The sequence below is a fragment of the Arthrobacter woluwensis genome (genome assembly GCF_900105345.1).
In the GTDB taxonomy this organism is placed as follows: Bacteria; Actinomycetota; Actinomycetes; order Actinomycetales; family Micrococcaceae; genus Arthrobacter_E; species Arthrobacter_E woluwensis.
This window is the reverse complement of record NZ_FNSN01000003.1, coordinates 3,100,665-3,117,756: the sequence shown is the minus strand read 5'-3', so window position 1 is coordinate 3,117,756 and position 17,092 is coordinate 3,100,665. Positions and strand designations below refer to the sequence as shown.

14 protein-coding genes and 1 riboswitch are annotated in these 17,092 nt (G+C 68.6%); of the genes, 7 read left to right on the top strand and 7 right to left on the bottom strand.

The annotated features are described in order from the left end of the window. Nucleotides 1–65 precede the first annotated feature (65 nt). The 3 genes from mmsB to BLV63_RS14740 form a co-directional block, all read right to left on the bottom strand. Nucleotides 66–1,295, bottom strand: a complete 1,230-nt coding sequence (gene mmsB / locus BLV63_RS14750; protein WP_066214421.1) for a multiple monosaccharide ABC transporter permease — start codon at nt 1,293–1,295, stop codon at nt 66–68. A 59-nt stretch (nt 1,296–1,354) separates the two neighbouring features. Next, nucleotides 1,355–2,905 (bottom strand): multiple monosaccharide ABC transporter ATP-binding protein, encoded by a 1,551-nt coding sequence (gene mmsA / locus BLV63_RS14745; protein WP_066214422.1) that lies wholly within the window; start codon nt 2,903–2,905, stop codon nt 1,355–1,357. Nucleotides 2,906–3,058: 153 nt separating this feature from the next. Beyond that, complete coding sequence (locus BLV63_RS14740) at nt 3,059–4,249, bottom strand: ROK family transcriptional regulator (protein WP_066214424.1); 1,191 nt, start codon at nt 4,247–4,249, stop codon at nt 3,059–3,061. Nucleotides 4,250–4,440: 191 nt separating this feature from the next. Here BLV63_RS14740 and BLV63_RS14735 point away from each other — a divergent pair, with 191 nt between their 5' ends. Beyond that, entirely contained in the window at nt 4,441–5,286 is an 846-nt protein-coding gene (locus BLV63_RS14735) for a carbon-nitrogen hydrolase family protein (RefSeq protein WP_254780568.1), read from the top strand. Here the strand turns inward: BLV63_RS14735 and BLV63_RS14730 are convergent. Continuing rightward, entirely contained in the window at nt 5,265–7,049 is a 1,785-nt protein-coding gene (locus tag BLV63_RS14730) for a PucR family transcriptional regulator (protein WP_066214426.1), read from the bottom strand. The genes BLV63_RS14735 and BLV63_RS14730 overlap by 22 nt on opposite strands. 185 nt (nt 7,050–7,234) lie before the next feature. Between BLV63_RS14730 and BLV63_RS14725 the strand changes: the two genes are divergently transcribed. Further along, complete coding sequence (locus BLV63_RS14725; RefSeq protein ID WP_066214428.1) at nt 7,235–8,713, top strand: amino acid permease; 1,479 nt, start codon at nt 7,235–7,237, stop codon at nt 8,711–8,713. A 51-nt stretch (nt 8,714–8,764) separates the two neighbouring features. Next, nucleotides 8,765–10,465: a flavin monoamine oxidase family protein gene (locus BLV63_RS14720; RefSeq protein WP_254780567.1), complete on the top strand. Its 1,701-nt coding sequence runs from the start codon at nt 8,765–8,767 to the stop codon at nt 10,463–10,465. An 82-nt stretch (nt 10,466–10,547) separates the two neighbouring features. Here the strand turns inward: BLV63_RS14720 and BLV63_RS14715 are convergent, their stop codons facing one another. Next, complete coding sequence (locus BLV63_RS14715) at nt 10,548–11,252, bottom strand: hypothetical protein (protein WP_139244708.1); 705 nt, start codon at nt 11,250–11,252, stop codon at nt 10,548–10,550. A gap of 556 nt (nt 11,253–11,808) precedes the next feature. Further along, on the bottom strand, nt 11,809–12,663 hold the full coding sequence (purU, locus tag BLV63_RS14710) for a formyltetrahydrofolate deformylase (RefSeq protein WP_373277846.1): 855 nt from the start codon (nt 12,661–12,663) through the stop codon (nt 11,809–11,811). A 30-nt stretch (nt 12,664–12,693) separates the two neighbouring features. Continuing rightward, a riboswitch (ZMP/ZTP riboswitch) is annotated at nt 12,694–12,779 on the top strand. A 123-nt stretch (nt 12,780–12,902) separates the two neighbouring features. Here purU and glyA point away from each other — a divergent pair. Both glyA and BLV63_RS14700 read left to right on the top strand, forming a co-directional pair. Then, a complete protein-coding gene (gene glyA, locus BLV63_RS14705; protein WP_066214432.1) occupies nt 12,903–14,192 on the top strand; it encodes a serine hydroxymethyltransferase in 1,290 nt (429 codons plus the stop codon). A gap of 11 nt (nt 14,193–14,203) precedes the next feature. Then, the gene (locus BLV63_RS14700; RefSeq protein ID WP_066214434.1) at nt 14,204–15,091 is read left to right on the top strand and encodes a bifunctional methylenetetrahydrofolate dehydrogenase/methenyltetrahydrofolate cyclohydrolase; all 888 of its coding nucleotides are present in this window, start codon (nt 14,204–14,206) and stop codon (nt 15,089–15,091) included. Between the two features lie 91 nt (nt 15,092–15,182). Here BLV63_RS14700 and BLV63_RS14695 read toward each other — a convergent pair whose 3' ends face one another. After that, nucleotides 15,183–16,214: an ArsR/SmtB family transcription factor gene (locus tag BLV63_RS14695; RefSeq protein ID WP_066214436.1), complete on the bottom strand. Its 1,032-nt coding sequence runs from the start codon at nt 16,212–16,214 to the stop codon at nt 15,183–15,185. 79 nt (nt 16,215–16,293) lie between these two features. Between BLV63_RS14695 and BLV63_RS14690 the strand changes: the two genes are divergently transcribed. Then, nucleotides 16,294–16,659, top strand: a complete 366-nt coding sequence (locus BLV63_RS14690; protein ID WP_066214438.1) for a cupin domain-containing protein — start codon at nt 16,294–16,296, stop codon at nt 16,657–16,659. A 110-nt stretch (nt 16,660–16,769) separates the two neighbouring features. Then, nucleotides 16,770–17,063: a DUF4287 domain-containing protein gene (locus tag BLV63_RS14685; protein WP_066214440.1), complete on the top strand. Its 294-nt coding sequence runs from the start codon at nt 16,770–16,772 to the stop codon at nt 17,061–17,063. Nucleotides 17,064–17,092: the final 29 nt, after the last annotated feature.

The following is a 17,092-nucleotide window of genomic DNA, read 5'->3' as shown; positions in this document are numbered from 1 at the left end:
TGCATTCTCTTTCTATCGGTGATCCGGCGGCACGGAAGTGCCGCTGCGGTTCGGGGTGTTCGGCCTCAGGCGGCCTTGGTTTCGGTTTTGGATCCGAAGTTCTTGAGCAGCAGGCCGGTGATGGACCGCTTGCCCTGGGACTTGTTGTAGACATCGAACGCGACGGCGACCAGGAGCACCAGACCCTTGATGATCTGGGTCCAGTCGGCGCCCACGCTCATGAGCTGCAGACCGTTGTTCAGCAGGGCCATGACGAGACCACCGACGATGGAGCCCACCACGGTGCCCACACCGCCGGAGACCGCTGCGCCACCGATGAACACGGCCGCGATGGCGTCGAGCTCCCAGCCGACACCGTCGAACGGGCCGGAGGCGGTGGAACGGGCGACGAAGATCATGCCGGCCAGACCCGCCAGGATCGACATGTTCATCATGACCAGGAAGTCGATGCGCTTCGCCTGAACACCGGAGAGCTCGGCCGCGTGCTTGTTGCCGCCGACGGCGTAGATGTGGCGGCCGACGACCGTGCGGGACGTGATGAAGCCGTAGACCAGGACGAGGACCGCGAGGATGATGCCCGGGACCGGGAAGGAGGTGCCCGGACGGCCGGTGGCGAAGAGGTACGTCGCGTAGGCGATGGCGCCGCAGATGAGCACCAGGCGGGTGACGACGACCCACATCTCGTCGACGTCGGCGCCGAGGGCCTGCGCGGCCTTGCGGCGGCGCAGCTCGCCCCAGATGATGGCGGCGATGGCGGCGAGGCCCAGCAGCAGGGTGAGATTGTTGTAGCCGGTGTCCGGCCCGATCTCCGGGAGGTAGCCGGCGCCGATGGTCTGGAAGTCACCCGGGACCGGGATGGTGTTGGACTTGCCGAGCAGCTGGTTCAGGCCGCGGAAGAGGAGCATGCCGGCCAGCGTGACGATGAACGCCGGGATGCCGACGTAGGCCACCCAGAAGCCCTGCCACGCTCCCACGATCGCGCCCAGCAGCAGTCCGATCAGGATGCCCACCCAGGAGGGCACGCCCCAGTCCCGGACGATCAGGGCGACGCTGATGCCCACGAAGGCCGCCACTGAGCCGACCGAGAGGTCGATGTGCCCGGCGATGATGACGAGCACCATGCCGATCGCGAGGATCAGGATGTAGGAGTTGCCGTTGAACAGGTTGATGACGTTCTCGGGCGTGAGGGTGATGCCGCCGGTCAGGATCTGGAAGAAGACGATCAGGAAGACGAGGGCGAAGATCATGCCGAACTGACGGGTGTCGCCGCCGAAGATCTTTTTGAGTGCGTTCATTGGTGATTCCTTGGGTGCGTGGTGAATGGGGCCGGAGCCCCACAGCAGCGGGAGGAGTGTCAGGCGGCCTGACGTTTGGCGGTCATGAGCTTCATCAAGTTCTCCTGGGTGGCGTCGTCCTTGTCGAGGACACCGGTCACCGAGCCTTCGAAGATCGTGTAGATGCGGTCCGAGAGCCCAAGCAGTTCCGGGAGCTCGGAGGAGATGACGATCACGCCCTTGCCCTGGCTGGCCAGTCGCTGGATGATGCCGTAGATCTCGTACTTGGCGCCCACATCGATGCCACGGGTCGGCTCGTCCAGGATCAGGAGGTCAGGGTCGGTGAACATCCACTTGGCCAGGACCACCTTCTGCTGGTTGCCGCCGGAGAGCTTCGCGACGCCCTCCTCGACCGAGGGGGTCTTGGTGCGCAGGGACTTCCGGTAGTCCTCGGCGACCTCGAATTCGCGGTCCTCGTTCACCACGTTGTGCTTGCTCACGCCCTTGAGGTTCGCGGCGACGGTGGTGGTCTTGATGTCGTCCAGGAGGTTCAGGCCCAGGGACTTGCGGTCCTCGGTCACGTAGCCGAGGCCGTGGTCGATGGCCTGGCGGACCGTGTTCATCCTGATCTCCTTGCCGTCCTTGATGACGGTTCCGGAGATGAAGCGGCCGTAGGAGTGGCCGAAGAGGGAGCGGGCGAGTTCGGTGCGCCCGGCGCCCATGAGTCCTGCGAAGCCGACGATCTCGCCGCGGCGGACGAAGAAGTTCGAGCCCTTGCACACGAGGCGGTCCTCGATCTGCGGGTGGGCGACGGTCCAGTCCTTGACCTCGAAGAACACCTCGCCGATGTTCGGGGTGTGGTCCGGGAAACGGGATTCCAGGCTGCGGCCGACCATGCCCTTGATGATGCGGTCCTCGTTGACGCCGTCCGCCTTGACGTCCAGGGTCTCGATGGACTTGCCGTCGCGGATGATGGTGATGGAGTCCGCGATCTGCTCGATCTCGTTGAGCTTGTGAGAGATGATGATCGAGGTGATGCCCTTGCCCTTGAGGCCGAGCAGCAGGTCGAGCAGGTGCTGGGAGTCGCTCTCGTTCAGAGCGGCGGTGGGCTCGTCCAGGATCAGGAGCTTCACGGACTTGTTGAGCGCCTTGGCGATCTCCACGAGCTGCTGCTTGCCGACGCCGATCTCCTTGACCGGGGTGTCGGGATCATCGCTCAGGCCGACGCGGGCCAGCAGGTCCTTGGAGCGGAGGCGGGCCTCGGACCAGTTGATCACCCCGAACCGGGTGGGTTCGTTGCCCAGGAAGATGTTCTCCATGATGGACAGCTCGGGGATGAGCGCGAGCTCCTGGTGGATGATCACGATGCCGGCGGCTTCGCTGGCACGGATGTCCCGGAACTGCTGGACCTCGTTCTGGTACACGATGTCCCCGGCGTAGCTGCCGTACGGGTACACCCCGGAGAGCACCTTCATGAGTGTGGATTTGCCGGCCCCGTTTTCGCCGCAGATGGCGTGGATCTCGGCGACCTTCACTTTCAGGTTCACCTCGGAGAGCGCTTTCACGCCCGGGAACTCCTTGGTGATGGATCGCATTTCCAGGATCGTCGGGGCGGTGCTGGTCTCAGACATCGGTCGTCCTTGCCTCGAAGTCGTTCAGTGCGGACCAACCTGGTCCGCCGGTGGGGGCCCGATCCCTGTGGCTCGTGTCACCCTCTGACCGATAAGTAAACTGGAAGCGGCCTATTGCCGTCAAGCCTTTAACGCAGAGCCCGTACCGAATCGTTACTTCTTGGCACTTGCCGGTTTGCGGAACACGAGCGCGGCGGCCCCCAGGGCCTCTGCCCGCTCGCCCAGGGAGGACACCGTGAGCGCCGTGGACGCGCCCACCATCGGGATCGTGTGCCGCAGGATCCCGCGGCGGATGGGCTCCAGCAGCAGTTCCTCCAGCTCGGCCAGTGGGCCGCCCACCACGATCACCTCGGGGTTCAGGAGGTTCGCGACGGTGCCGAGCGCATGGCCGATCGCCAGCCCGGCGTCGTCGAGCACGCGCAGGGTGGCGGGGTGGCCCTCCCGCGCGCCGGAGATGATGCTGCGCGTGGTCACGGGGCCGGGTTCGTTGCGGCTCAGCTGCTCGATCATGGTGGTGGTGGACGCGATCGTCTCGAGGCAGCCCCGGCTCCCGCAGCGGCACACGGCCCCGCGGTCGTCGATGGTCGAATGGCCGATCTCGCCCGTGATGCCGAGGTTGCCGTAGACCGGGGCGCCGTTGACGATCAAGCCCGCGCCGATGCCCGAGCCGATCTTCAGGAAGACGAGGTTCTCCGCGCCGCCATAGGGGCCCCAGGTGGCCTCCGCGAGGGCGCCGAGATTGGCGTCGTTGTCGATGTGGACGGGCAGCCCGAGGGCTTCGCGGAGCCGGGCCTCCGTCTCGATCCCGACCCATTCGGGCAGGACCGCGCCGTGGGCCACGGTGTGGCTCCGCCGGTCGAGAGGGCCGGGGATGCCGATGCCGACGCCGATCACGTCGCCGTGGGTCAGGCCGTTCTCCCGGAGGAGCCGTTCCATGAGGTCGTGCGCCATGGCGATGCCGTGTTCGGCGTGGTGGCCGAGCACCAGGCTCGTCGAGGCCTCGGCCACCACGCGGTAGTCGCGCGTCGCGAGCACCACGCGGACGTGCCGGCGGCCGAAGTCGATCCCGACCGCGACGCTGTTGTCCGCGTTGAGCCGGACCTGGAGGGCCCGCCGTCCCGACGAGGTGGTGGGAGCCGTGTGGACCATGCTGTCGCGTTCAAGCTCTTTGACGATGTTGGAGATGGTCGCGGTGGAGAGGCCCGTGGTGCGGGAGAGTTCGGCCTGCGTGGCCGGTCCGGCGGCGAGCGCCTGCACGATCCGTTCCCGGTTGAGCTGGCGCAAGGCCGACTGGGAACCCGGATTCCTGCGGGTGGGTGTGCTGTTTCCCTCACGGCTGACCATGAATGCAAGCATGGCCTAAACGGCTTATGCGGTCAATAAGTTAACGCAAGGAAGCTCCGAGGAGCGCTCGCCGAAACGCAACGATCGCCGGACCGGCAGCGGGCGGACCGGTGCGTTCAGCACCGGATTTCCGGCTCCGTGGTGCAAAAGACCCTGGGTTCCGGACTGGATCCGCCGCCTAGGCTGGAGTCATGTCCGAGGAAGGGAAAGTGACCGGGATGCGACTGGCGATCATGCAGGGGGAGTCCGCCGTGCTGGACACGGCGGCGAATCTCGCCACCATCCGTGAGGCCGCGCGTCAGGCGTCCGATGGCGGCGCGCAGCTCCTCATCACCCCCGAGCTGTTCCCGGTCGGCTACGCCCCGCGACCGGTGCGCGCCGGGCTGGACCCCGCCCTGCTGCCCGGCCTCGCCCATGATCTGGCGGAGATCGCCCGTTCGGCGGGCATCGCCCTGCTGGCCAGCCTGCCCGAGGTGGAGCCCGCCGCGCCCGGCTCGGATCCGACGGCGGACCGCTGGTACATCAGCGCCACGCTCTTCGGCCCCGACGGCGCCCGGCTGTCCCACTACCGCAAGGTCCACCTCTTCGGGGCGGAGGAGCAGGAGGTCTTCACCCCCGGGGACCAGCCGGCCGCCGTCGTCGACTTTCAGGGGCTTCGCCTCGGGACCGTGATCTGCTACGACGTCGAGTTCCCCGAGACCGTGCGCGCCGCAGCGCTGCGCGGAGTGGACGTCCTCATGGTGCCGACCGCGCTCGGCAGCGGCTACTCGCAGGTGCCCCAGCGGCTCATCCCGACGCGGGCCATGGAGAACCACCTGTACCTGGCGTATGTGAACCACACCGGGGTCGAGGCCGGATTCCACCTCAGCGGCGGGAGTGTGGTGGCCGACCCGTTCGGCAGGACGCTCGCCGAGGCGGACGAGGACGCGGCCGTCCTGTTCGTGGAGGTCGACCCCGGGCAGCTCGCGACGGCTCGCGCGGACGTCCCGTATCTCGACGAACGGCGTCCCGACCTCTACCGCTCCTGGCTCTCCTGAGCCGCTCCCGGCTCCGCATCGTCAGAGGCCGCTGAGGGATCGGCGGGCGTGGAGGGATCTGCGGCCGCCCCGCCGGGCAGCCCCGGCCCGAGGAACCCGAGGGCGAACCACAGCTCGGCCCGGACCGAGGCGTCGCCGAGGTCGCGGCCCAGAGTGTCCCCGATGACCCCCACGTGTCGCCGGACGCTGTTGCGGTGGATGTCCAAGGCGCTGGAGGCCCCGTCCCACGAGCCGTGCGCCGCGAGCCACGCCCGCAGCACCCGCAGGAGCAGGTCCCGCCGCGGTGGCTCCAACGCGAGCAGGGGACCCAGGACCTCACGGGCGACCCCCGCTCCGGCCTCCCGCGGCATGAGCTCGGCGAACGTGCGGGGCTGCTGTTCGGCCAGCAGGCTGCGCCGCTCCTCCTCGGCGCGGGCGAGCAGCGCCATGGCCTCCAGGCGCAGCCGCGGGACGTGCTGCAGGGCGTGGCCCGCCAGCGAACCGCCCTTGCCGAGGCGCGGCGCCGGGCGGGACACGGCGCAGGCATAACCTTCCGCCTCGACGCGGGACAGTCGCGCGGGCGACGGCTCCTGGCGGGTGACGGCGAGCAGGTGCGTGCCGTCGTGGACGACGAGCTTGGTCTCCCACAGCCGCCGCCAGGCCAGGACCTCCGCAGGCACGTCGGCGCTGTCCTCGGCCTGCGGATGCGCGATCACCACGCGCAGCCCGGACCCGGCACCCGGGGCGCTGTCGCCCAGCAGCGTGGAGAGCGCGGCGTCATCGCCCCGGGTGTCCCCGCGGAGCAGCAGGAGCGTTGCCAGCTGACCGGGGGAGAGGGACCCCGCCGCGCGCTGCCGGGCCAGCAGTTCCAGGAGCCCGACGGCGGTGGACACCATGGTGTTCTCCGTCGCGGTGAGCGGGTGGCCGGTGTGCAGCACGAGGACCCCGAGCGTCGGTTCGCCCCGGCGGGCGCCACGCTGGGAAGGAGCCGTGCGGCTCCCGGCCGCCGGACGCGCGGCCGTGCCGCGTCCCGGTGATCCTCGCAGCGGAAGGCCCAGCAGTGCGCCGTCGGCCGTCTCGCGCAGTTCGACCCGCGGACCGCTGCCCGCGAACAGATCCAGGGCCAGCCCGGCCGCCTCCTCCAGGACCTCAGGTCCGGCGGTCCGCGCGCCGGCCGTGAGGCGGAGCTGGCCGTGGGCGCCGAAGAGCAGCACCTCGCCTGAGACCCGCTGGGCGAGCGCCTCCAGGAGCTCCTGCTCACCGCCCTCGCCGAGAGCCGCCCGGATCAGTTGCCGGTTGGCCTCGGTGAGCTGCCGCAGCACGCTGGCGTTGCCTGACTCCAGGAGCCGGGAGAACGCGAGGCCCACCGCCGCGAACGGCAGGCTGGACGGGAGCTGCCAGAGCGTGACGCCGTGGCGCTCGCAGGCAGCCACCACGGCCCCGGGGACGGCGTCGAAATGGGGTTCCAGCCCGAACGCCAGCGCGGAAACCCGGGCACGGGCCAGGCGGCCGACGAACGCGTCCACGGCCTCGTCCGTCCCGCCGTCGCCGAGGAACGGCAGCCCGGCCGTGAGCAGGAGTTCGTGGTCGAGGAGATACGGCGTCGGGTCCGCGAGCTCGCTCGTCTCGACCCAGCGCAGCGGCACGTTCCCGGCGTCGTGAAGCACTTCGACACCCTCCGGAAGCTGGGCCAGGAAGCGATGCGTCGTGAGGCCCGGCAGCAGGTCGAGTTGTGCCTCCCCGGCACTCGCGGCACCATGGATGGAATGTGCACTTTGTCCCATGGGCCAAGACTCTAGTTCAAAATGCACCACCGTGAGAGCTGGCTCACAGTCCTAGCCTTGGTACTAGGCCTTCTCCCCACCCCATCGGTTCCCGGACCTGGCCTCGCCCAGACCGGGACCTCGACGGTGCGGTCCCTCGCCCGGCAAGGACGCCGGGCGGCCGCCCAAGACGCAAGGAACTCCCCATGACCACAACTCCCAAGACGCTGCCCGGCGCCACGCCGAGCCTCGGCCGGCAGCTCATCCGCCGCAAGTCCATCGCCCAGATGGAGCGCGACGCCCGGGACAACTCCGGGCACGGCAGCCTGAAGCGCAACTTCGGCGTGCTGCAGCTGACCATGATCAGCGTCGGCGCCACGCTCGGCACGGGCATCCTGGTCATCCTCGGCGACGCCGTGCCGATCGCGGGGCCCGCCATCTGGCTATCCTTCGTCGTGGCGGGTTTCGCCGCTCTGCTCTCCGCGGTCTCCTACGCTGAGATGGCGGGCATGGTCCCGGTGGCGGGGTCCAGCTACTCGTACTCCTACGCCACCATGGGCGAGGGCATGGCCTGGATCTGCGGCTGGTGCCTCGTCCTGGAATACGCGGTCTCGGTGGCAGCTGTCGCCGTCGGCGCAGGCCAGTACGTGAATGAAACCATCGGCGTGTTCGGCATCCAGATGCCCGACGCCATCTCTCAGCCCCCGGGAGGCGGTGGCCTGGTCAATCTTCCGGCCCTCATCATCGTCCTCCTGGCGACCGTGCTCCTGGTGCGCGGCGCCAAGGAGAGCGCCCTGGTCAACACCATCATCGTGTTCGCCAAGGTCGGCATCCTGGTCTTCTTCTGCATCGTGGCCTTCACCGCGTTCAACGCCGGGAACTTCGAGCCCCTCCTCCCGATGGGCGCCGCCGGCATGAGCGCCGCCGCGTCCAAGGTGTTCTTCTCCTACATCGGCTTCGACGCCGCCTCCACCGCCGGTGAGGAGGCCCGCAACCCCAAGCGCGACCTGCCCCGGGCGATCCTGCTGTCCATGCTGATCGTCACCACCGTGTACGTCCTGGTGGCCGTGGCGGCGATCGGCGCGCGGAACTGGCAGTGGTTCGACGGCGTGGAGGCCCCGCTCGTCCAGATCATCAACGAGATCACCCATCAGCCGTGGATCGCCCTGGTCTTCGCGGTCACCTCCGTGCTGGCCATCGTCTCCGTGGTCCTCACCGTGCTCTACGGCCAGACCCGCATCCTGCTCACCATGTCCCGTGACGGCCTCGTGCCCAAGGTGTTCGGCGAGGTCTCGCCCCGCACCCACACGCCGGTCAAGGGCACCTGGATCGTCGGCGTCGTCGTGGCGCTCACCGCCGCCTTCGTCCCGCTCGGCGCTCTCGCCGACGCGACCAGCATCGGCACCCTGTTCGCGTTCGCTCTGGTCAACGTCGCCGTGATCTACCTGCGCGTCACCAAGCCGGGCAAGGCCCGCAGCTTCCGCGTCCCGCTCTACCCGGTCGTGCCGGTGCTCGGCGCCCTGGCCTGCCTCTTCCTGATGGCCAACCTCGACGGCATGACCTGGCTGGTGTTCTGCGCCTGGATGCTGCTCGGCGTCGTGCTCTACCTCGCCTACGGCCGCCGGAACTCCCGCGTGGGCGGCCTCAACGAACAGGCGTACCAGCTCAGCCATCAGGACGACTGAGTCCGTCCCTCCCTCTTCACCCGCAGCACACGAAACACAAGGCAAGGACCCATGGAACCCACCGCCCTTCCCTCCCCGTCCGAGGGCACCGCGCCCATCACGATGCTGAACCCGGACTTCCCGTTCAGCTATGACCTGTACCTGCAGAACCCCGCGGGTCTGGGCAGCGTCCCCGAGGAGCTGTACGGCACCGAGGTGGCCGTGGTGGGCGCCGGGCTCTCCGGCCTGGTCACCGCGTACGAACTCATGAAGCTCGGTCTGAAGCCCGTGGTCTACGAGGCGGACCGGATCGGCGGGCGTCTCCGCACCGCGAGCTTCCCGAGCGCGCCCGAGGTCACCGCCGACCTGGGCGGCATGCGCTTCCCGGTGTCCAGCAAGGCGCTCTACCACTACATCGACCTGCTCGGTCTGGAGACCACGGACTTCCCGAACCCGCTCGCGCCGGTGACGTCGAGCACCGTGATCGAGCTCAAGGGGCGGAAGTACTACGCCGAGAAGCCCGGGGATCTGCCGGAGTTCTTCCACGAAGTGGCCGCCGCCTGGAAGGCCTGCATGGAGGAGAACGCCCGGTTCACCGAGATGCAGGACGCCCTCAAGGCCCGCGACACCGCGAAGATCAAGGAGATCTGGGATTCGCTCCTCGAAGAGCTGGATGAGGAGACCTTCTACGGTTTCATCGCCAAGAGCCGGGCCTTCAAGGAGGCGGGCTACGCGCACCGCGAGGCGTTCGGGCAGGTCGGTTTCGGCACGGGCGGCTGGGACACCGATTTCCCCAATTCCATCCTGGAGATCCTGCGCGTGGTCTACACCGACGCGGACGACCACCACCGCGGCGTGGTGGGCGGCGCGGCCCGCATCCCGGAGGCGCTGTGGAACCACGCGCCGTCGGACCTCAAGCACTGGCCCGCCGGCACCTCCCTCGCCAGCCTGCACGGCGGCGCGCCGCGTGGCGCGGTGGCCCGGATCGCCCGCGTGAAGGACGACGACGGCGCCCCCACCTCCCGCATCGCGGTCACCGAGCGCTGGGGCCGGGCGAACGAGTACGCGGCCGTGGTGACCACATGCCAGTCGTGGCTCCTGTCCACGCGGATCCACACGGAGGAAGCACTGTTCCCGGCGGAGATGTGGACGGCGATAGAGCGCTCGCACTACATGCAGTCCTCCAAGACCTTCGTGATGGTGGACCGCCCGTTCTGGAAGGACCGCAACCCGAAGACCGGCGAGGAGGTCATGTCGATGACCCTCACCGACCGCCTGACCCGTGGCACGTACCTGCTGGACAACGGTCCGGACCAGCCCGCCGTCATCCTCCTCTCCTACACCTGGAACGACGACGCCCTGAAGTGGCTGAGCCTCGATGGGGAGCAGCGCGCCGACCTCATGATCCACTCCCTGGAGCAGATCTACCCCGGCGTGGACATCCGCAGCCACGTGATCGGCACCCCCATCACGGTGTCCTGGGAGTCCGACCCCAACTTCATGGGCGCGTTCAAGGCGAACCTCCCGGGCCACTACCGGTACCAGGAGCGTCTCTACACTCACTTCGACCAGGAGTCCCTGGACGAGGAGCACCGCGGCATCTTCCTGGCCGGCGACGACGTGTCCTGGACCGCCGGCTGGGCTGAGGGCGCCGTCACCACGGGCCTGAACGCCGTGTGGGGCGTCGTGAAGCACCTGGGCGGCGCCTCCGCCGAGGGCAACCCCGGCCCGGGCGAATTCCTGGCCGAGTACGGCCCCAAGCGCCTGGCCTGACTCAGATCGTCTCGCGATTTCTGCGCCTTTGTTGGCGTACGGCTCCCCAATTGGGGCGCGGTACGCCAACAAGGACGCAGTTCTATGTGCGAGGAAGATTCCACTCTGCTCGGGCTGTCTGAGGTAGACCGGCCTGACGCAGCAGGCCCTCCAGTCGCACAGGGTGCTCCAGATCGGCCCAGACCCATCGGACGACCGTCAGCCCGAGGCGCCGGAGCCGGTCTTCCCTGAGTTTTTCCGCAACCACCACCTCGGAGGGGCTTCTTCCTTTCAGGTACTCGGGCTTCACATACTTTTCGCGCCCGTCGAATTCTCCGACCACTCCCAGTGATCTCCAATGGAAGTCGGTGTACCCGATCAATCCGGCACGATCACTGAACCTTGCTTGCAGCTCTGGCTGGGGGAAGCCGTACCGGTGCATCGTCACCCTGCTGAGCGATTCACCGGGAAGGTATCCACCGGGGTCGGCGAAGTCGAGGACTGCCTGAAGTTTCCGTCGTCGCGTGGCGTTGCCGATCTGCGCGATGAGTCTGTACGCCGCATCCCGGTCCCGAGGCTGGGCCGGGGCCTCCGTCGTCGTGATCGGCTCGCTGGTCTCCTCCGGCAGTGCCCATCCTTGCGAAGGTCGGGCGGAAGGTACGGGTCCTGTCTGGGCGGATTCGCTGACGTCCCAGGAACCGGTCCCCGCCATGCCGGAAAGCACTCGCGGGTTGAGCAAGCGGTCCATCGCGGCCACGGCCCAGGCGAACTCCTGATCCACGGCGAGATCGATGGCGGTGTTCACCACGTCGCTGCAGGGCAATCCATTGATCCCCACGATCTGCCGGACCCGTCCGTCAGGCCGGTGATGGACTATCCCATTCTTGGACCTGCCGCCCGAGGCAGCCGATCCGAGAAGATGGGTGGGATCGTTCCAGTCCTGTCCTGGAGTGTTCTTCAGCGGGAGCCCGTGAAGGAGAGCACTGCTGCGGCCCCAGAGTGGCAGCCGCATGCCGTATGCCTCGGCTGCGACCTGGAACATCAATTCCTGTCTGGCCCGTGGGGAAAGCGCGACCCAGGTGGAGGTCTCCACATAGCTTCCGCGACGGAGCCGGACCAGTGCCCCTGACCGGGCCCGTCGGGAGAGTTCATCGGGACCGAGTCCGTGAACGGCGGAGTCCCGTGCCCGGATCAGTCGGGCGGAGGCGACTGTCATGGCACGAGTCTGGTGGAATCCGGCGTGGTCCCGAGCGTTCGGTGTGTTTATGTGGACAACTCAAGCTCCACGAAAAATGCGCCCTTGTTGGTGTGGTGCGCCCCAATTGGGGCGCACCACACCAACAAGGGCGCGCAACGGCAAAGCCTTAGTTGAACACCACGGTCCGGGTGCCGTCGAGGAGGACCCGGTGTTCCGCGTGCCACTGGACGGCCTGGGCCAGGGTACGGCCCTCGACGTCGCGGCCCATCTGCACGAATTCCTCGGCCGTGCGGGCGTGGCTGACGCGGATCACCTCCTGCTCGATGATCGGTCCCTCGTCGAGGTCGGCGGTCACGTAGTGGGCCGTGGCGCCGATGAGCTTCACGCCCCGCTTGTGCGCCTGGTGGTACGGCTTGGCGCCCTTGAAGGACGGCAGGAACGAGTGGTGGATGTTGATCGCACGGCCCTCGAGCTCGCGGCAGAGGTCGTTCGAGAGGATCTGCATGTAGCGGGCCAGGACGGTCAGCTCGATCTCCTCCTTCTCGATGATCTCCAGGAGCTGCCGTTCGGCATCGGCCTTGGTGTCGGCGGTGACGGGGATGTGGTGGAACGGGATGCCGTAGAACTCGGCGAGCGGCGCCAGATCGGTGTGGTTCGAGACGATCGCGGGGATCTCGATGGGCAGGGTGCCCGAGCGGTGCAGGAAGAGCAGGTCGTTGAGGCAGTGGGCCGCCGTCGAGCACAGGACGAGCGTGCGCACCTTCTGGCCGACCGGGTGCACGTCCCAGCGCATCCCGAAGGCGTCGGCCACCGGGGCGATCGCCGCGCGGACCGCGTCGGCTCCCGCCGACGTCGTGACCTCCACCCGCATGAAGAACGTGCCGGTGGTGACGCTGCCGTACTGCTGCGAGTCGGCGATGTTGCATCCGACGGTCAGGAGGGCACCGGAGACGGCATGCACGATGCCGGGGCGGTCGGGGCAGGAGAGGGTCAGCGTGTATGACGTAGGCGCTTCAATCACAAGGCTAAGGATATCCGCCGTGCGGTACGCTAGTGCCGTCGCAACTGGCGTCGGATGGGTCACCATCAGGGAGCGGCACAGTCGAAGACCACGGATCGTCCGCCTGGGCCGAGGGTCACGTTTTCCTACGCGTCATCGCGTGGATCCTTGGCCTGCGCTTCAGCGGCGCGCCGGGGGACCATGCGGCGGCGCCAGGAGCCTGACCTGCAATCACCTCCACGTATCGCCAGGAGTATTCTGTGACCTCTGTACCCGCGCAGGAATCCGTCAGCAACCTTCCGCTGGCTGAAGTCGACCCGGAAATCGCCGCAGTTCTCGAGCGTGAGCTGAATCGCCAGCGCACCTACCTCGAGATGATCGCCTCTGAGAACTTCGTCCCCGTCTCCGTGCTCCAGTCCCAGGGCTCGGTGCTGACCAACAAGTACGCGGAGGGTTACCCCGGACGCCGCTACTACGGCGGCTGTGAGGAAGTCGACGTCGCCGAGTCGCTGGCCATCGAGCGCGCCAAGGCCCTCTTCGGCGCCGAGTTCGCCAACGTCCAGCCGCACTCCGGCGCCACCGCCAACGCGGCGGTCCTGCACGCGATCGCCCGCCCCGGCGACACCCTCCTCGGCCTGTCCCTGGATCACGGCGGTCACCTGACCCACGGCATGAAGATCAACTTCTCCGGCCGTCTGTTCAACATCGTGGCCTACGGCGTGGACCCCGAGACCTCCCTCGTGGACATGGAGGAGGTCCGCCGCCTCGCCCTGGAGCACAAGCCGAAGGTGATCATCGCCGGCTGGTCCGCCTACCCGCGTCAGCTCGACTTCGCCGCCTTCCGTGAGATCGCGGACGAGGTCGGCGCCTACCTCTGGGTGGACATGGCCCACTTCGCAGGCCTCGTCGCCGCCGGCGTGCACCCGAACCCGGTCCCGCACGCTCACGTCGTGTCCTCCACCGTGCACAAGACCATCGGCGGCCCGCGCTCGGGCTTCATCCTGACGAACGACGCCGATCTCGCCAAGAAGATCAACTCCGCCGTCTTCCCGGGCCAGCAGGGCGGCCCGCTCATGCACGTGATCGCCGCGAAGGCCACCGCCTTCAAGATCGCCGGAACCCCGGAGTTCAAGGACCGCCAGGAGCGCACTCTGCGCGGCGCCGCGATCCTCGCGGACCGTCTCAACCAGCAGGACGTCAAGGACGCCGGCATCGCGGTCCGCTCCGGCGGCACCGATGTGCACCTGGTCCTGGTGGACCTCCGTGACGCCGCGATCGACGGCAAGCAGGCCGAGGACCTCCTGCACGAGGCCCACATCACGGTCAACCGCAACGCCGTCCCGAACGATCCGCGCCCGCCGATGGTCACCTCCGGTCTGCGCATCGGCACCTCCGCCCTGGCCACCCGCGGCTTCGGCGACGCCGAGTTCACCGAGGTCGCCGACGTGATCGCGCTCGCGCTGCTCCCCGGCGCCGACATCGACGCCCTGCGGGCCCGCGTGGACGTCCTGGCCTCGGCCTTCCCGCTGTACCCGGGCCTCTCCCAGTGACGGAACAGTCCATGACCGCGAAGATTCTGGACGGCCGGAAGGCCTCCGCCGAGATCAAGCAGGAGCTCACGGAACGCGTCGCCGCTCTCAAGGAGCGCGGCGTGGTCCCGGGCATCGCCACCGTGCTGGTGGGCGCCGATCCGGCGTCCCAGCTGTACGTGTCGATGAAGCACAAGCAGTCCAAGGAGATCGGGATGAACTCGATCCAGAAGGAGCTGCCGGCCGACGCCACCCAGGAGCAGGTCGAGGCCCTCATCGACGAACTCAATGCGGACCCCACCTGCCACGGGTACATCGTCCAGCTCCCGCTGCCGAAGCACCTGGACACGGACGCGATCCTGGAACGGATCGACCCCGCCAAGGACGCGGACGGCCTGCACCCCACGAACCTGGGGCGCCTGGTCCTGAACGTGAACAACCCCATCGACACCCCGCTTCCGTGCACCCCGCGCGGCGTCATCGAACTGCTCCTGCGGAACGATTACGACCTCAAGGGCAAGCACGTGGTGGTCGTCGGGCGTGGTGTTACGATCGGCCGGTCCATCGGTCTGCTGCTGACCCGTCGCGAGATCAACGCCACGGTGACCCTGACCCACACGGGCACCACGAACATGTCGGAACTGCTGCGCCAGGCCGATGTGATCGTGGGCGCCGCGGGCGTGCGGCACATCGTCAAGGCGTCCGACGTCAAGCCGGGTGCTGCCCTGCTGGACGTCGGCGTGACCCGCGAGACGGACCCGGAGACCGGCAAGAGCCGCGTCTACGGTGACATCGAGCCCGCCGCCGCCGAGGTGGCCGGCTGGATCTCCCCGAACCCGGGCGGCGTGGGCCCCATGACGGTGGCCCTGCTCATGACCAATGTGGTCGAGGCGGCGGAGCGGGCGGCAGCGCACGCCTGAGTCTCCGACGACGCACGACGGCGCCGGATCCCTTCGCGGGGTCCGGCGCCGTCGTGCTTCCCGGCTCCGTCGTGGTCCGGTGGGCGGCTCATCACCCCTTCGGTGCCGGGTCGGGTCCGGCGGGTCCCGCGGAATCGGCCGTGAAGAGCAGCGCGTCGCCCAGGGCGGTCCGCCGGTGTTCGACGGCGGCGCCCCGTCGAGTGCTGCTCAGCAGCCCGGCGTCGCGCAGGGCTGTGAGGTGGTGGACCGCCGTCGAGGGAGCTATTCCGCACAGGCGTGCTACATCGCTGGTGTTCCGTGCGCCGTCGAGGACGCTGAGGACCGCGGCCCTTCCCGCGCCGAGCAGGCGGGCGAGCGCCCGGCCGTCGGAGGGGGCGCCGGACCGATGCCACTCAGGTGAGAGGCCGAGGACCGGGTAGAAGACGGTGGGCTGGACGGGAGCCTCCGTGAGGACCGAACACCACGGGCTCGACAGCACCGACGGTACGAGCAGTAGCCCGTGCCCGCGGCAGTCGACCTCCTCCTGCCACGCGTTCATCCGCACGCGGACCTCGCCGGGCCGCCAGGACACGCGGTCGTGCAGGCCGCCGACCATCGCGCCGGCGCCATGCCCGGCCATGACGCCGGTCCGGTGGGAGATGTCGGCGAGCAGGAGTCGCCGGATCTGCGGCCATTGCGGCTCCAGCAGCGCGTCCCACATTGCGGACCAGGCCTCCGCGATGCGTCTCAGCGCGAGAGCGGGGCGCTCCGCCATCCGTTCCACTGCGGCGTGCCGGGCCCCTTCCGCGAGACGCAGGACTTTGCGCAGCTGATGCGCTGCGACGTCCGGGGGAGTGGACCGGAGCATGGCGAGTTCCTCGGACGGAGTGAGGTCGGGGCCTGGCGGGCCGGTGAGGAAGTCCGGGAAATACCCCTGCGGCGCGATGAGGAGCGACAGCAGGCCGAACGCCTCGTGCGGCACGGATGACCGTGCCTCCCGGAGCCAGCCCCAGTGCAGCGGCCGGGACTGGGCCGTCTGCAGCAGCCGGATGGCGGCGGCGAGTTCGTGCCCTGGCGAGATGCCGAATCGCAGTGACGCCACGTCCTCAATCCCGAGGTGGAAGGCCACGATGTTTCGATCCATATCGAAAGATTAGCGGCCCCGCGATCACTGGGCGAGAGTGAAGGCACACCGCCGGACGGCGGTCCCCGAGGAGGAACAGATGAAGGTGGACGCGGAGAGCATGGTGCTGCTGGAGCCCGGCAGCCTGGCCCTGCCGGGCGGGACGGCGGAACGGTTCGAAGGCGGGGATTTCGGCGTAGGGCTCTCCTACTTCCTGGTCCGGACCCCGCCGGGGAAGGGTCCGGCCGTGCACCGGCACCCCTACGCGGAGACCTGGCTGGTGCTCGAAGGCGAGGCCACGTTCCGGCTCGACGACGGCGACCGCCCGGTCGGCGCCGGAGCCACGGTGATCGTCCCGGCAGGTCGCTGGCACGGCTTCACGAACCACGGCCAGGAGCCGCTGCTGATGGTCTGCCTGCACGATTCGCCGCGGATCATCCAGGAGTTCCGCGACCAGGACGGCTGACCCGTCACGGCTGGCACGCCCTGGCTGGGCGTGGGCGGGCCGGGCGTGGCCTGCCGGTGAGCACGACACGACAGACGACGACACGACAACACGACGACGAAGGACACGACATGTCATTTCAGGCATACCTCGATGCGATCGAGGACAAGACCGGCAAGACCCCGCGGCAGCTGGTGGAGGAGGCCGAGGCCAAGGGCTTCGGCGAAGCGGGGGTGAAAGCAGGCACGATCCTCGAATGGCTCAAGGACGAGTACGGTCTGGGGCGCGGGCACGGCATGGCGCTGGTCCACGTCCTCAAGAACGGACCCACGATCAGCGACAAACATGTGGGCAGCGGGGGAACTCATGCCGACGCGTCCACGGAGTTGTGGCTCGACGGCAAGGCGAGCAAACCACAGCCGTGACGGCCAGGGCGGCGCTTTTCCACATACTC

Coding starts and splice junctions, on each gene's coding strand:
- BLV63_RS14700 (WP_066214434.1), top strand. CDS start 14,204: ATGACCGCGAAGATTCTGGACGGCCGGAAGGCCTCCGCCGAGATCAAG.
- BLV63_RS14740 (WP_066214424.1), bottom strand. CDS start 4,249: ATGGTCAGCCGTGAGGGAAACAGCACACCCACCCGCAGGAATCCGGGT.
- BLV63_RS14685 (WP_066214440.1), top strand. CDS start 16,770: ATGTCATTTCAGGCATACCTCGATGCGATCGAGGACAAGACCGGCAAG.
- mmsB (WP_066214421.1), bottom strand. CDS start 1,295: ATGAACGCACTCAAAAAGATCTTCGGCGGCGACACCCGTCAGTTCGGC.
- BLV63_RS14695 (WP_066214436.1), bottom strand. CDS start 16,214: ATGGATCGAAACATCGTGGCCTTCCACCTCGGGATTGAGGACGTGGCG.
- mmsA (WP_066214422.1), bottom strand. CDS start 2,905: ATGTCTGAGACCAGCACCGCCCCGACGATCCTGGAAATGCGATCCATC.
- BLV63_RS14690 (WP_066214438.1), top strand. CDS start 16,294: ATGAAGGTGGACGCGGAGAGCATGGTGCTGCTGGAGCCCGGCAGCCTG.
- BLV63_RS14735 (WP_254780568.1), top strand. CDS start 4,441: ATGTCCGAGGAAGGGAAAGTGACCGGGATGCGACTGGCGATCATGCAG.
- BLV63_RS14730 (WP_066214426.1), bottom strand. CDS start 7,049: ATGGGACAAAGTGCACATTCCATCCATGGTGCCGCGAGTGCCGGGGAG.
- BLV63_RS14720 (WP_254780567.1), top strand. CDS start 8,765: ATGGAACCCACCGCCCTTCCCTCCCCGTCCGAGGGCACCGCGCCCATC.
- BLV63_RS14725 (WP_066214428.1), top strand. CDS start 7,235: ATGACCACAACTCCCAAGACGCTGCCCGGCGCCACGCCGAGCCTCGGC.